Below are 14,469 nucleotides of genomic sequence, written 5' to 3'. Positions count from 1 at the left end.
GGGGCAGATCCCCCGCACCGGCGCCGCACCCTCAGGCGGCAACCCCGTCGGGAGACGCCAGCAGCATCCGGACCAGCTCCGTCACCGCGTCCGCCCGCTCCCGGTCGAGCTCCGGGGCGAAGCCCTCGGGTGCGTCACCCGTCGACTGCGCCGACGACGGGCGACCGGGGCCGCGCCGGACCAGCTCGCCCAGGCTCCTCCTGACCCCCGGCTCGTACGCCCCGAACGTCCGCCTCAGCAGCGGCAGCACGTCGGTGAAGACGCGCTCCGGGATCCCCACCAGCCAGGTGTCGATCAGGCCCAGCAGCCGGTCGTCGTGGACCAGCAGGGTGCCGCCGCCCGAACTCCCGCCCGCGAAGCCCTCGATCCAGCCCGCCGCGTCGGCGGGCGAGGCCGCCGGGGACAGCGCGAGCCCCATCAGCCGGGCTGTCTCCGCGGCCTCCAGCCGCCCGTCGTCGAGGAGGAGCCTGGCCGCCCTGCCACGGATGACGCCCGGCACGGCGTCCCGGTCGGCCAGCGTCCGCAGCACCGCGGACCAGCGCTCCCGCAGCCCGTCGTCGGCGTCCGCCAGCAGGCCGACCGCTCCGTGCACGCCGTCCACGTGGCCGCGCAGCTCCGCCGCCGCGTCGGCGTCCAGACCGGCCACGCAGGCCGGCGGGAGCGCGACGCATATCCGCTCGGCGAGCCCGGCCGCGACCGCGCCGAGCGCCGTCGCGTCGGTGCCCCGCACGTCCCCGTACCGCAGGGAACGGGCGAGCGCCGGGAGGGCCTTCGCGAGCCGTGAGACGTCGGTGTCCAGCGCGGCGCGGTCCGCGAGGGCCCGCAGTACGGCCGGCAGCGCCTCGGACAGTCCGGCGAGGAGGCACCTTTCGGCCAGCGCCGTCACCTCGCCCAGCTCCTCGGTGACCGCGGCGTCCGCCTCCGCCTTGGCGGTGGCCGCGGCGAGGACGGTGGTGCCCCAGATCCCGGCCTCGGCCACCCGTACGGACAGTTCCGGCTCCCAGCGCAGCCGCCAGGTCTCCCGGAAGGTTCCGGTGCTGCTCCGGGAGGCGGTGGAGGTGCCCCAGCCGATGCCGAGCAGCCGCAACCGGTGCAGCAGCAGGGACTTGGCCGCGTCGGTGTCCTTGCGCAGGTCGAGTTCCAGCTCGCGTTCCTGCGCCTCCGCCTTGAGCCGCAAGGAGCGCTGCTGCCGCGTCAGGTCCCGCTGGAGCGGGACGACGGGAGCCCCGTCCGGGACCTCGCCGAGCACGTCGCCGACGACGAGGCGGTCCTCGATGAGCGCGAGCGGTATGTCGGAGCCGTCGCACATCACCGCCCGGACCGATTCCAGGGTCTCCGTCAGGCCGGGCAGGGGCCGTCCCCGCATCGCGGCCAGGGTCTCGGCGAGCCGGACCGCTTCGATGACGTGCGCCGAGGACACCTGCCGGTCCTCCTCGCGCAGCAGGCCGGCGACCTTGGTCAGCCACCGCTCGACGGGCCGGTCCCGGGCGGAGAAGAGGTGGGCGTACCAGCCGGGCGAGGTGATCCCCGCTCCGTACCCGCCGGCCCGGGCGAGCCGGCGGTGGGTCCACGGCACCCAGGTGGTCTCCACCTTGACCTTCGGCAGCCCGGTCAGCAGCGCCTTGTCGGCGGCCACGGTGGTCTTCGCCCGCAGCGCCGGGACGTGCCAGGCGCCGCACACCACGGCGTACCCGTCGCCGAACTCGCGGCGGGCGGCCCGCATCCGCTGGCGCATGTACGCCTCGCGGACCAGGTCGCGGTGGTGGCCGCCGTCGCCGTAGGCCTCGCGCAGGGCGGCCATGGCCTCCCCGAGCGCCTCGAACGCGGCGAGCGCCTCCTCGCCCGCGCCGCCGGCCCCCCGGTGCTCGACGACGTCCTCCCACCAGCGCTCGGGGTCGTCGTACCCGGCGGTCTCGGCGAGCACCGCGAGCGGGTCCAGCCTGACCGCGTCGGGCTCGGCGCGGTCCGCGTCCGGCTCCCCGGCGCCGGCCAGCGAGTGGGCGGCGGGCAGGTCCATGAACCGGACCGGTACGCCCGCCTCCTGTGCCCAGCGGATCGCGACCCACTCCGGGGAGAAGTCGGCGAGCGGCCAGAACGCGGCCCGGCCCGGGTCGTCCGCGGCGTGCGCGAGCAGCGCCACGGGCGGCCGCATGCCGGGGTCGGCGGCCAGGTCGAGCAGGGCGTCCCCCTCGGGCGGTCCCTCGATCAGCACGGCCGCCGGGCGGGCCCCGTCCAGGGCGGCCCGGATCGCGCGGGCCGATCCGGGCCCGTGGTGGCGCACGCCGAGGAGCAGCGGGCCCTGGCGGGCGGTGCTCATACCGTCACCTCCCGGCAGGCCCGGTAGAAGTCCTTCCAGCCGTCGCGCTCGCGGACCACGGCCTCCAGGTACTCCTGCCAGACGACCTTGTCGGCCGCCGGGTCGCGGACGACGGCGCCGAGGATCCCGGCGGCCACGTCGGAGGGGCGCAGGACGCCGTCCCCGAAGTGGGCGGCCAGCGCGAGGCCGTTGGTGACGACGGAGATGGCCTCGGCGGTGGAGAGCGTGCCGCTGGGCGACTTCACCTTCGTCCGGCCGTCGTCGGTGACGCCGTCGCGCAGCTCGCGGAAGACGGTGACGACGCGGCGGATCTCCTCCAGGCCCTCGGGCGCGGCCGGCAGGTCGAGGGCGCGGCCCATCTGGTCGACGCGGCGGGCCACGATGTCGACCTCGGCGTCCGCGGTGGCGGGCAGCGGCAGGACGACGGTGTTGAAGCGGCGGCGCAGCGCGCTGGAGAGCTCGTTGACCCCGCGGTCGCGGTCGTTGGCGGTGGCGATGAGATTGAAGCCGCGGACGGCCTGGACCTCTTCGCCGAGCTCCGGTATCGGCAGGGTCTTCTCGGACAGGACGGTGATGAGCGTGTCCTGGACGTCGGCGGGGATGCGGGTGAGCTCCTCGACGCGGGCGGTCATGCCGTCGGCCATGGCCCGCATGACGGGGCTGGGGACGAGGGCGTCGCGGCTGGGGCCGTGGGCGAGGAGCCGGGCGTAGTTCCAGCCGTACCGGATGGCCTCCTCAGGGGTGCCGGCGGTGCCCTGGACGAGGAGGGTGGAGTCGCCGCTGACGGCGGCCGCGAGGTGTTCGGACACCCAGGTCTTGGCGGTGCCGGGAACGCCGAGCAGGAGCAGGGCGCGGTCGGTGGCCAGGGTGGTGACCGCGACTTCGACGATCCGGCGCGGGCCGACGTACTTGGGTGTGATCACCGTGCCGTCGTCGAGGGTGCCGCCGAGCAGGTAGGTGGCGACGGCCCACGGGGAGAGCTTCCAGCGGGTCGGGCGGGGCCTGTCGTCGGCGGCCGCCAGGGCTTTCAGTTCGTGCGCGAAGGCGTCTTCGGCGTGCGGTCGCAGCGCCTCGGCGCCGATGCCGTTCTCGGGCTTGCTCATGGTCCCCCTCCAATGCTCCGCAGCCGCTCCCGACTGCTGTTCCCACGGTGCACCACGCCACTGACAACGCCCGTCATCCGTCACGTTGTTGCAGGTCAGAGCGATTGTCAGAGGGAGTCTCTACGGTGGTTCACATGACTGAGCAGGGGGTCCGCTGGACGGCGGAACAGGTACTGGCTCTGGCTCCTGACGATGCCTCACGCAAGGCGGGCGGCAGACTCGGCGGGGCGGGGCCGTGGTCACAGATCGGAGGTTCCGCTTCCGGTTCTGTATGGGGGTTGTGCAAGGGCAGCGGGAGCAATCCGTACCGGACGGTCGTCGACCTGACGGGACCGGCCTACAAGTGCTCCTGCCCGAGCCGGAAGTTCCCGTGCAAGCACGCGCTGGGGCTGCTCCTGCTCTGGTCCGCCGAGGGGGTCGGCGAGCCCGGGGAGGCGCCGGACTGGGCCGCGCAGTGGCTGGCCGACCGTGTCGCCAAGGCCGCGCGGACGGCGGCCGGGGCGACCGGGCCGGTGGACGAGGAGGGGGCCCGGCGCCGGGCCGAGCGGCGGGCTGCGCGCGTCGGGGCGGGCGTGACCGAGCTGGAACAGCGGCTGGCCGACCTTGTGCGCGGCGGCCTCGCGGGCCAGGAGCACGCGGGGTACGCGGCGTGGGAGGAGACCGCCGCCCGGATGGTGGATGCCCAGGCGCCCGGACTGGCCGGCCGCGTAAGGGAGTTGGGGACGATACCCAGTTGCGGCCCCGGCTGGCCCGCCCGGATGCTGGAGGAGGCGGCGCTGCTGCACCTGCTGGACCGGGCCTGGATGGGGGTGACGGGGCTTCCTGACCAGTTGGCGGCGACCGTGCGCAGCCGGGTGGGACTGCCGGCCTCCGGGGAGGGGGAGGCCGTACGGGACCGCTGGCTGGTGCTCGCCCAGTACGACTCGGTGTCGCCGGACGGCAGGCTCACCACCCGCCGCATATGGCTGCGCGGGCTGACGGGGGGACGGCCCGCGCTGGTGCTGGACTTCGGACCGCCCGGGCGGCCGCCGGGGCTGGCTCTGCCGGTGGGGCTGGTGCTGGAGGCGGAGATGCGCTTCCGGCCCGGCTCGGCGGGGCTGCGGGCGGACCTCGGGGAGAGGTTCGCGGCGGCCGCGCCGTGCACGGAGGTGCCGGCCGGGGTGGGCGCTCGGGCGGCCCTGGAGGCCTACGGGGCGGCACTGCGGGAGGACCCGTGGCTGGAGTCCTGGCCGGTGGTGCTCGGTCCGGTGGTTCCGATACCGGGAGAGCCCGGCTGGCAGCTGGCGGACGCGGAGGGCGCCTCCGCCCTGCCGGTGCCCCTCACCGGGGCGGGGAGCCGCTCCCGCGGAGGGCTGTGGCAGCTGGCCGCGCTGTCGGGCGGGGGCCCGGTGACGGTCTTCGGCGAGTGCGGCCACCGCGGGTTCACCCCGCTGACGGCATGGCAGCCCGGCTCGTCCGAGCCGGTCGCCCTGTCGTAGGGCGGACACCCCTGGCGGGGGGGACGGACCACGACATCGCAGGGGGCCTGGGGGGTCCTGTGCCGTCACGCGAGGACGGCCGGGAGAGGTGCGGCGCCGGGGGGCGCCGCAGACGCAACGACGAGAAGCCGGGGGGCTTTCATGAACGACAACCACGCCAGTTGACCGAAGCCGCACGAGACACAGACAGCTCCGGTCCCGCGGAGGGGGCGGGACCGGGGCACTGGACACGACCGAGGACGAGCAGCGAGGGAGGGGCACCGATGGGCGAGGGTGACGAGGGGTACGGGGAGTGGCAGGAGCTGGTCGGCGCCGCGCTGCTGGGCACCGACCGGCGCCGGGGCGGGGGCCCGGCCGGCTCGCCGGAGGCACTGCTGGACGCGGCGGCGGTGCACGTTGTCCGCCGCCGGGCCGGGTTGCGGCCGGCGGGGGCGCGACCGCGCCCGCAGCCCGCACCCCGCGACCCCCGGCCGGCACCTCCGGAGGCGGCGAGCCACCGGCTCGCGCAACTGCTGGCGGGCCGCAGCGGCCCGGTGAACGGGGGCGGGCGGCGCGGGTCCGCCCCGGACCTGACCGAGCTGCTCCCGCAGTGGCTGGCCGCGGCCGGACGGCACGGCTACCGCGCGCCCGACGCGCTCGTACCGGCACTGCTGGACGCCGCCCGGGCCCGTACCGACCTGCGCCCGCACGCCCTGGCGCTGGCCGGGACGCGGGGGCTGTGGCTGGCTCGGATGAATCCCGACTGGCGGTTCGCCCTGCGCGGCGGGGCGGGCGGCGGGGAACTGCCGGACGTGACCGACCCCACCGCGGTGGAACGTCTCTGGGAGGAAGGGCTGTTCGCGGAACGGGTGGCGCTGCTGGGCGCCGTACGGGCCCACGAGCCGGCGGCGGCGCCGCGGCTGCTGGAGACGACGTGGGCGAGCGAACGGGCCGAGGACCGGCTGATGTTCCTCGATTCGCTGAGGGCGGGGCTGTCCCTGGAGGACGAGTCCTTCCTCGAGGCGGCGCTGGGCGACCGCAGCCGCAACGTACGAGCGACCGCGGCCGAACTGCTGTCCGCGCTGCCGCAGTCGGCGCTGGCGGGACGGATGGCCGAGCGGGCCCTGGCCTGCGTGGGCCCGGAGGGGGTGACCCCGCCGGCCGAGTGCGATGCGGGGATGCTCCGCGACGGGGTGGTCAAGCGGCCGCCCGCCGGACGCGGGGAGCGTGCCTGGTGGCTCGGCCAACTGGTCGAGGCGGCGCCGCTGTCGTGCTGGCGGGAGCGGTTCGGGGGCCTCGGGCCTGCGGAGGTGGTCGCCCTGCCGGTGGCCGCGGCCGAGGGCTGGGCGGAGGAACTGCACGCCGCGTGGTGCCGCGCGGCGGTGCGCCAGCGGGACCCGGAATGGTCACGGGCCCTGCTCGGCCCGGCGTCGGCACCTCCCGCGGCGGGTCCTGGAACGGCCTCCCTCGCGGAGCGGGCCAAACTGCTGGAGACCCTGCCCGACGCGGAACGGGCCGAATGGGTCGCACAGTTCATACGGGCCCACGGGCTCTCCGAGGCGTTCCAGCTGCTCGGGGTGTGCGTGGTGCCGTGGGCGGGCGCACTGGGCCGGGCGGTGGTGGACGCGCTGGACATCGCCCGCGAGGCGGGCAGCTACCCGTGGAGCTTCAGCGGGGTGATGGGCCTGGCCGAGCGCTGCCTCGACCCCGTCGAGGCCGGCCGGCTGGAGGCCCTGACCGCCGCCGCGGAGGAGCCGCCGGACGCGTCCCCGGGCGCGGCGGCCTACTGGGCGGAGGCCTTCCAGCGGCTGGTGGCCACGCTCCGGCTGCGCGCGGCGATGCTGTCGGAGCTGACCCCGGCCTGATCCTTCCCGGGTGGGGTGGCGGATCCGGTGCGGTGCGGCAGGGCACCGGCCCTGGCCTTCCACCCCGCCGGGCGCCGCCCGGCCCCGCCCTCGAACGACGGCGGGGCCGCAGTGGCGCGACAGCGCCGGAAGAGTGGGGTTACTGACGGACGTGGGCGTTGACCCAGTCCACGATGGAGGTCGTCGTCGCGCCCGGGGTGAAGATCTCGGCCACGCCCTTCTCCTTGAGGGGGGCGATGTCGTCCTCCGGGATGATGCCGCCGCCGAAGACCTTGATGTCCTCGGCGTCGCGCTCCTTGAGGAGCTCCAGCACGCGCACGAAGAGCGTGTTGTGGGCGCCCGAGAGGATCGAGAGGCCGATCGCGTCGGCGTCCTCCTGGATCGCGGTGTCCACGATCTGCTCGGGGGTCTGGTGGAGGCCGGTGTAGATGACCTCCATGCCCGCGTCCCGCAGCGCCCGCGCGATCACCTTGGCCCCGCGGTCGTGGCCGTCGAGACCCGGCTTGGCCACCACCACACGGATCGGACCGGTCACACCCATCGCACTGCCTCCCGAGTGAACGAACGTTAAGTACAGCATCGCGCACGCTGCCGTTTCGCGGTCAAGCACGAGGGGGAAATCACACGTGGGACGGCATTGCGCCACCGTGCCGCCAGCCGCACGGCACGGTGGCGCGGCGGCCGCCGCCCCAGAGGATCACAGGAGGCCGTCGATGGGTCTGTCCTTACCCGTCCCCTTGTCCGGCGCCGCGCTGCGGGCCGGCGCGCTGGAGGTCGCCGTTCTCGGCGGCCACCTCCTGCTGTACCCCACTGGGGTGTGCCAGGAGAAGACCGTCCCCGTCCGGGCCACCACACGCCCGCCCGTCCTGCTCCTCCACGGGTTCACCGACAACCGCTCCGTCTTCGTCCTGCTGCGCCGCGCCCTCACGGCCGGCGGACTGCGGCACGTGGAGGCGTACAACTACTCGCCCCTCACGCTCGACCTGCGCGTCATCGCCCGCCACCTCGCCCGGCGGGTCGAACAGCTGTGCGAGCGCACCGGACAGGAGCAGGTCGACCTCGTCGGGCACAGCCTGGGTGGCCTGGTCGGCCGGTACTACGTCCAGCGCCTCGGCGGCGACACCCGCGTCCGCACCCTCGTCACGCTCGGCACCCCGCATTCCGGCACGCGCGTCGCCCCCTTCATGGACGCGCACCCCCTGGTCCGGCAGATGCGCCCGGACTCCGAGGTGCTGGCCGAGCTGGCGGCGCCGTCGCCCGGCTGCGCCACCCGCTGCGTGGCGTTCTGGAGCGAGTTCGACACGCTGATGGCCCCGGTCGGCAGCGCACGGATCGAACACCCCGACCTGTGTGTGGAAAACGTGCAGGTCGTGGGCATCGGCCACCTCGCCCTGCCGGCACACCCCGCGGTCATCGCGGCAGTCGCCCGCGCCCTCGACGGCCCCGCACCCACCGCCATCACGGGGCCGGACGCCGCATCCGTCGCCTGACCGTTGAGCGGCCGAAACTCGAACAGATTTCGAACTCAAGGCCAAGGCTGCGTCTTTCGGCGACCGAAAGACGGCCGAATGCCCGGTTCCGCTGATCTGGGGACCCGGCGAAGATTGTCGTTGCGAGTAACCGCCGGGTACAGTCACGCCACTGCTCTCCTCCGGTGAACTTCGAGTTCCCGGCCACCCAGGCCCCCACTGCCGAGGCGAAAGAGAAGTTGGTGAACGACCGCCCCTCGTCGGGCCAGTACCCGGATGCCGGGTATGACGGCCTTTCCACCACCGCTTTCGCTGGTGACTCGCCCTACGTTTCCTACGAAACGCAGGGTCAAGGGGTCAACTACGCCGCCTACGACTCCTACGAGACCGGCGCGTACGACACCACCGCGTGGACCTCGCAGGACCCCTACCTGTCCACGATCCCGGCGCAGTCCGCACCCGAGGACACCACCGGGAGCTGGGACGCGAGCGCCTGGAGCGCCGCGGGGGCGGGCACGGACCACTCCGGCTACACCGCCTACCCGTCGGCCTCCTTCGGCTACGACGCCTCCGCCGAGCAGACCGGCCACTGGTCGGTGCCGGGCTTCGGCACCACCGGTACCGAGACCGGCGCCTACGACGCGACCGCCTGGAACACCGTCACGCAGACCCCGGCGCAGCCCGAGGCCGACTACGCCTACGACTACCAGCCCGCGCAGCAGGACTACGCGTACGGCACGACCTCCCTCGGCACCGCCGGCTACGCCCATGAGGTCCACGAGGTCCACGACACCGGGGCCGACAACACCTACAGCGAGACCGCCGTCTTCGAGGTGCTCGCCGACGAGGCGACCGGGGTGCCCGAGGGCCCCGGAGCCCACGAGGCGTACGAGCTGCCCGAGGTCCACGAACTGCACGGCGTCCACGACATGCCCACCCAGGCGATGCCGGTGACCTCCGCGCCGCGCGCCTCGCGCCGCAACGCCGCCAAGGGCAACACCGCCAAGGCGAACGCCAAGACAGCCGGCACGAAGGCGGCCGGCAGCCGCCGGCGCACCCCGGCGAAGCGTTCCGCCTTGCTGACCGTGGCCGTTCCCTCCGCCTGCGTGATGGGTGTCGCGGGCGTCGCGGCCGCCTCCGTCGGCGGGCTCACCGGTACGGACAAGCCCGGCGAGGACACCACCACGATGGCCGCGCCCGACCCGGCCTCGGTGAAGCCGGTCGCCGCGAACACCAAGCTCGACACCCAACTGGTCGCGCTCAGCGCCGACGCGGGCGACTTCGCGGACCGCGCGAGCCGCACGCAGGAGCGCATCGATCTGCGCGAACGCCAGGAAGAGGAAAAGAAGAAGAAGGCCGAGGAGGCCGCGGCCAAGGAGGCCGCCCGCCCCAAGTTCGCCGTCCCGGTGAACCAGCACGGCCTGAGCGCCAGCTTCGGTCAGGCCGGCGGCATGTGGATGTCGGTGCACACCGGCATCGACTTCCCGGTGTCCTACGGGACCCCGGTCATGGCGGCCACCGACGGCATCGTGCGCACCCAGTACAACAGCGCCTACGGGAACATGGCCATAGTGACCGCGCCCGACGGCACCGAAACCTGGTACTGCCACCTCAGCTCCACCAAGATCCGCGGCGGCAAGGTCAAGGCGGGCGACGTCATCGCCTACTCGGGCAACTCCGGCAACTCCACCGGCCCGCACCTCCACTTCGAGGTCCGGCCCGGCGGCGGCTCCGCGATCGACCCCCTGGCCTGGCTCCGCAGCCACGGCCTCGACCCGAGGTAACCGCCTCGGCCCCACCGGCTCCACAAGTGCCCGGCAGCGTTCCCGCTGCCGGGCCTTCGCACGTGGTCCGCGGCCTCAGAGCTTCTGCACCGGCGCGTAGCGCAGCAGCAGCCGCTTCGGCTTGTCGTCACCGAAGTCGATGGTGGCCTGCGCGTCCGCGCCCGCTCCCTTGACCTCCATGACGGTGCCGAGCCCGAACTGGTCGTGCGTGACCCGGTCCCCGACCACCAGCGTGATGACCGGCTTGTCGGAGGCCCGGCGCGTCGCGAAGCCGGACGGGCCCGACTTCGTGCGCGACGACGACAGGAACGCCTCGGGCGAGGTGCCGAACGACGACCGTCCGCCGCCGGCGCCCGAACCGTAGCCGGAACTGCGCATCGGACCGGCCGGCTTCTGGGCCGCTCCCGTGCGCTTCCACTGCAGGTACTGATCCGGGATCTCCTCCAGGAACCGCGACGGCGGGTTGTACGAGGGCGTGCCCCAGGCGCTGCGCATGCTGGAGCGGGTCAGGTACAGCCGCTCGCGCGCCCGCGTGATGCCGACGTAGGCGAGGCGGCGCTCCTCCTCCAGCTCCTTGGTCTGGCCCAGCGCGCGCATGTGCGGGAAGACCCCGTCCTCCATGCCGGTCAGGAACACCACCGGAAACTCGAGGCCCTTGGCGGTGTGCAGGGTCATGAGGGTGATGACGCCGGAGCCGTCCTGGTCCTCGTCGGGGATCTGGTCGGAGTCGGCGACGAGGGCGACCTGCTCCAGGAACTCGGCGAGCGTGCCGGGGCCGACCGGCGTCGCCGCGCCCTCCGGCGCCTCGGCGGCTGCGGCTTCGCGCGCCTGCTCGAACTCCAGGGCCACCGCCGCCAGTTCCTGGAGGTTCTCGATCCGCGTCTCGTCCTGCGGGTCGGTCGACGCCTGGAGTTCGGCGAGGTAGCCGGTGCGCTCCAGGACCGCCTCAAGCACCACCGCCGGGCCCGCGCCCGAGTCGACGATCGTGCGGAGCTCCTCCATCAGCGCGTTGAACCGCTTCACCGCGTTGGTGGAGCGGGCCGCCATGCCGAAGGCCTCGTCCACGCGCCGCAGCGCCTGCGGGAAGGTGATCTTCTCGCGCAGCGCGAGCGCGTCGACCATGGCCTCGGCGCGCTCGCCGATGCCGCGCTTGGGGACGTTCAGGATGCGGCGCAGCGGGACGTTGTCCTCCGGGTTCGCGAGGACGCGCAGGTACGCGAGGACGTCGCGGACCTCCTTGCGCTCGTAGAAGCGGACGCCGCCGACGACCTTGTACGGCAGGCCGACCCGGATGAAGATCTCCTCGAACACGCGCGACTGGGCGTTGGTCCGGTAGAAGATCGCGACGTCGCCGGCCTTGGCGTCCCCGGCGTCGGTGAGCCGGTCGATCTCATCGGCGACGAACTGGGCCTCGTCGTGCTCGGTGTCCGCGACGTAGCCGGTGATGACCGCGCCGGAGCCGGCCTCGGTCCACAGGTTCTTGGCGCGGCGGTTCTCGTTGCGCTCGATGACCGCGTTGGCGGCGGAGAGGATCGTCTGCGTGGAGCGGTAGTTCTGCTCCAGCAGGATCGTCGTCGCGTCCTTGTAGTCCTCTTCGAACTGGAGGATGTTGCGGATCGTCGCGCCGCGGAAGGCGTAGATCGACTGGTCGGCGTCACCCACCACGCACAGCTCGGCCGGGGGCAGGTCCGGGTAGCCGGTGCCGACCAGCTCGCGCACCAGCGTGTACTGCGCGTGGTTGGTGTCCTGGTACTCGTCGACCAGGACGTGCCGGAAGCGGCGCCGGTAGTGCTCGGCGACGTCCGGGAAGGCCTGGAGCAGGTGCACCGTGGTCATGATGATGTCGTCGAAGTCGAGGGCGTTGGCCTCGCGCAGCCGGGCCTGGTACATCACGTACGCCTGCGCCAACGACTTCTCGAAGCCGTCGGCGGCCTGGTCGGCGAAGGCCTCTTCGTCGATCAGCTCGTTCTTCAGGTTCGAGATCTTGGCGTTGAAGGACTTCGGCGGGAACTTCTTGGGGTCCAGGTCCAGGTCGCGGCAGACGAGCGCCATCAGGCGCTTGGAGTCGGCCGCGTCGTAGATCGAGAACGATGAAGTGAAGCCGAGCCGCTTGGACTCGCGGCGCAGTATGCGCACGCACGCGCTGTGGAAGGTGGAGACCCACATGGCGTTCGCGCGCGGGCCGACCAGGCCCTCGACGCGCTCCTTCATCTCTCCGGCGGCCTTGTTGGTGAACGTGATCGCCAGGATCTGCCCGGGGTGGACGTTGCGCGCGGACAGCAGGTGCCCGATGCGGTGCGTCAGCACCCTGGTCTTGCCGGAGCCCGCACCGGCCACGATGAGCAGCGGGGAGCCCGCGTGCACCACGGCCGCGGCCTGCTGCTCGTTCAGGCCGTCGAGGAGCGTCGCCGGGTCGATGACGGGCTTGGGGGCGCCGTCCCGGTAGTACGCGTCCCCGGTCATGGGCACGTCGAAGTGCCCCCCGAAGAGGTCGTCCGCACCCGCCTCCGGGGCGGGGTACTCCTCGGGCGGCGGCGGGACCTCGTCGGAGGGGGTGAGGTCCGCCAGGAAGCTGTCGTCAAAGAGGCTGCTCATCGCATTCCGAGTCTAGGGGGCGGGACCGACAGGCCAGCACGAGTTCCAGGAGACCGGGGAATCGCAGCTCCAGGTCGTCGCGGCGCAGCGCGAGGTAGAGCTTGCGGCCCCGGGGGCGCTGGCAGATCACTCCGCTCTCGCGCAGCGTCTTGAGGTGGTGCGTGACGCTCGACCGGGGCAGGTCGGGCACGACCTCACCGCAGAAGGCCTCCGCGCCGGAGGCGAGCTTGCGCACGATCTCCAGCCGGACGGGGTGTCCGAGCGCCGCCAGGACGTCGACGAGCTCGATGCGGTCGGCGGCGGGGTGCGTCAGGTCGGCAGCGGCAGGCATGCCCCCACTGTACGCAGATCTCGTACGGACCTTGCCCAATCGTTCGAAGATCTCGTACAGTCTGACCGTACGAAATCTTCGAACGATTCTCGACGTGAGGACACCATGCCCGACAGCACCGCGTCCGCCGGCACCGCGTACGCCGGCACCCCGCTCGACGACGCCTCCCTCGCCGCCTCCCTCGACGGCGGCTTCACCAGCCACCACGCCGAGGTCAACGGCACCCGCCTGCACTACGTCCAGGGCGGCAGCGGCGACCCGCTCGTCCTCCTCGGCGGCTGGCCGCAGACCTGGTGGCAGTGGCACAAGGTGCTGCCGGACCTGGCCCGCCGCCACCGGGTGATCGCCGTCGACCTGCGCGGCATGGGCGGTTCCGCCAAGCCCGCCGCCGGCTACGACAAGAAGACGATGGCGGCGGACGTCCACGCCCTCCTCGGCCACCTCAAGATCGGGTCGGCGCACTTCGCGGGCCACGACATCGGCGCGATGGTCGCCTACGCCCACGCCGCCAACCACCCCGGGGCCACCCGCCGGGTCGCCCTCCTCGACGTCGCACACCCGGACGAGGACTGGGCCCGGATGCCCCTGCTGCCCCGGCCCGACGTCCGCCACCTGTGGTGGTTCGCCTTCAACCAGGTGGAGGGCCTGCCCGAGCAGCTGCTCGCCGGCCGCTACCACCTCCTGCTGGACTGGCTGTTCGGCAACGCCGCGACCGACCCCTCCTCCATCGACGCCCGCTCCCGCGCCGTGTACGCCCGCGCCTACGGCTCCCCGGAAGCGGTCCGGGCCGGCAACGCCTGGTACCGCGCCTTCTCCCAGGACATCGCCGACCTGGCCGGATACGCCCCGGTCTCCGTCCCGCTGCTCGCCCTCGGCGGCGAGCACAGCAACTACGAGTTCCTGCGCGGGGCCGTCCCGGCGCTCGGCACCGACACCCGCGTCGTCCGCGTCGACGACAGCGGCCACTACCTCCCCGAGGAGCAGCCGCAGGCCGTCGTCGACGAGCTGACCCGCTTCTTCGGCTGAACGTCCGCCCCCGTACGCTCGACTGCCATGGACGTACTCATCAGTGTCTTCGTCGGCCTGCACATCATCGGGATCGCGGCCCTGCTCGGCGGCTTCCTGACCCAGATGAAGGCGATGAGCGCGGGCACCGCCCGCTTCACGCCCGCCATGCTGCACGGCGCGCTCACCATGCTCGTCACCGGCGTGCTCCTCGTCGGCTTCAACGAGATGGACGGCACCCCCGTCAACAACGTCAAGGTGGGCGTGAAGCTCGCCCTCCTCTTCGTGATCCTCGCCCTCGTCTACGTCAAGCGCGACGAGGAGCACGTGGACAAGGCGATGTTCGCCGCAGTCGGCGGCCTGACCGTGATCAACATCTTCATCGCCCTTCTCTGGCACTGACCCGCCCCGGAACGATCCGCTCCGGTCCTGTGCAGCCAGCTCCGGTCGCATCAGGGCACTTACGATCATCCCGTCATCCGCCCGTTATCTCCGGGTCTAGCGTCCTCCTCCAAGCCAGCACCGGCAGAGGAAGGACGTGAG

At 73.3% G+C, this 14,469-nt stretch carries 11 protein-coding genes; 6 read left to right on the top strand and 5 right to left on the bottom strand.

The annotated features are described in order from the left end of the window. Nucleotides 1–31: 31 nt before the first annotated feature. On the bottom strand, nucleotides 32–2,317 hold the full coding sequence (locus tag AB0F82_RS08890) for a DUF5682 family protein (RefSeq protein ID WP_362625146.1): 2,286 nt from the start codon (nucleotides 2,315–2,317) through the stop codon (nucleotides 32–34). Next, the gene (locus AB0F82_RS08885) at nucleotides 2,314–3,420 is read right to left on the bottom strand and encodes an ATP-binding protein (RefSeq protein ID WP_362625144.1); all 1,107 of its coding nucleotides are present in this window, start codon (nucleotides 3,418–3,420) and stop codon (nucleotides 2,314–2,316) included. Before AB0F82_RS08885 ends, AB0F82_RS08890 begins: the two co-directional genes overlap by 4 nt. A 134-nt stretch (nucleotides 3,421–3,554) precedes the next feature. Here AB0F82_RS08885 and AB0F82_RS08880 point away from each other — a divergent pair, with 134 nt between their 5' ends. Continuing rightward, complete coding sequence (locus tag AB0F82_RS08880; RefSeq protein WP_362625142.1) at nucleotides 3,555–4,898, top strand: SWIM zinc finger family protein; 1,344 nt, start codon at nucleotides 3,555–3,557, stop codon at nucleotides 4,896–4,898. 263 nt (nucleotides 4,899–5,161) lie between these two features. Then, entirely contained in the window at nucleotides 5,162–6,742 is a 1,581-nt protein-coding gene (locus AB0F82_RS08875; protein WP_362625141.1) for a DUF5691 domain-containing protein, read from the top strand. A 139-nt stretch (nucleotides 6,743–6,881) separates the two neighbouring features. On the opposite strand, the gene AB0F82_RS08870 is transcribed toward AB0F82_RS08875, so the two are convergent. Continuing rightward, a complete protein-coding gene (locus tag AB0F82_RS08870; RefSeq protein ID WP_030764263.1) occupies nucleotides 6,882–7,283 on the bottom strand; it encodes a cobalamin B12-binding domain-containing protein in 402 nt (133 codons plus the stop codon). A 172-nt stretch (nucleotides 7,284–7,455) separates the two neighbouring features. Between AB0F82_RS08870 and AB0F82_RS08865 the strand changes: the two genes are divergently transcribed. Further along, entirely contained in the window at nucleotides 7,456–8,232 is a 777-nt protein-coding gene (locus AB0F82_RS08865; RefSeq protein ID WP_356811469.1) for an esterase/lipase family protein, read from the top strand. A 164-nt stretch (nucleotides 8,233–8,396) separates the two neighbouring features. Further along, complete coding sequence (locus AB0F82_RS08860) at nucleotides 8,397–9,995, top strand: M23 family metallopeptidase (RefSeq protein ID WP_436842056.1); 1,599 nt, start codon at nucleotides 8,397–8,399, stop codon at nucleotides 9,993–9,995. Nucleotides 9,996–10,070: 75 nt separating this feature from the next. On the opposite strand, the gene pcrA is transcribed toward AB0F82_RS08860, so the two are convergent. Beyond that, nucleotides 10,071–12,590: a DNA helicase PcrA gene (gene pcrA / locus AB0F82_RS08855; RefSeq protein ID WP_362625138.1), complete on the bottom strand. Its 2,520-nt coding sequence runs from the start codon at nucleotides 12,588–12,590 to the stop codon at nucleotides 10,071–10,073. Next, nucleotides 12,574–12,921, bottom strand: a complete 348-nt coding sequence (locus AB0F82_RS08850; protein WP_356811471.1) for an ArsR/SmtB family transcription factor — start codon at nucleotides 12,919–12,921, stop codon at nucleotides 12,574–12,576. The genes pcrA and AB0F82_RS08850 overlap by 17 nt, the downstream gene beginning before the upstream one ends. A gap of 105 nt (nucleotides 12,922–13,026) precedes the next feature. Between AB0F82_RS08850 and AB0F82_RS08845 the strand changes: the two genes are divergently transcribed. Next, complete coding sequence (locus tag AB0F82_RS08845) at nucleotides 13,027–13,947, top strand: alpha/beta fold hydrolase (protein WP_362625136.1); 921 nt, start codon at nucleotides 13,027–13,029, stop codon at nucleotides 13,945–13,947. Nucleotides 13,948–13,974: 27 nt separating this feature from the next. Continuing rightward, nucleotides 13,975–14,328 carry a hypothetical protein gene (locus tag AB0F82_RS08840; protein WP_356811473.1) on the top strand — a complete coding sequence of 118 codons (354 nt, stop codon included), beginning with the start codon at nucleotides 13,975–13,977 and terminating at the stop codon, nucleotides 14,326–14,328. The last annotated feature ends 141 nt before the right edge of the window (nucleotides 14,329–14,469 follow it).

Origin of the sequence: Streptomyces virginiae (assembly GCF_040638905.1) — a bacterium.
In the GTDB taxonomy this organism is placed as follows: Bacteria; Actinomycetota; Actinomycetes; order Streptomycetales; family Streptomycetaceae; genus Streptomyces; species Streptomyces virginiae_B.
Note: the sequence above shows the minus strand (reverse complement) of the source record. Positions and strands in the feature narration are given on the sequence as shown.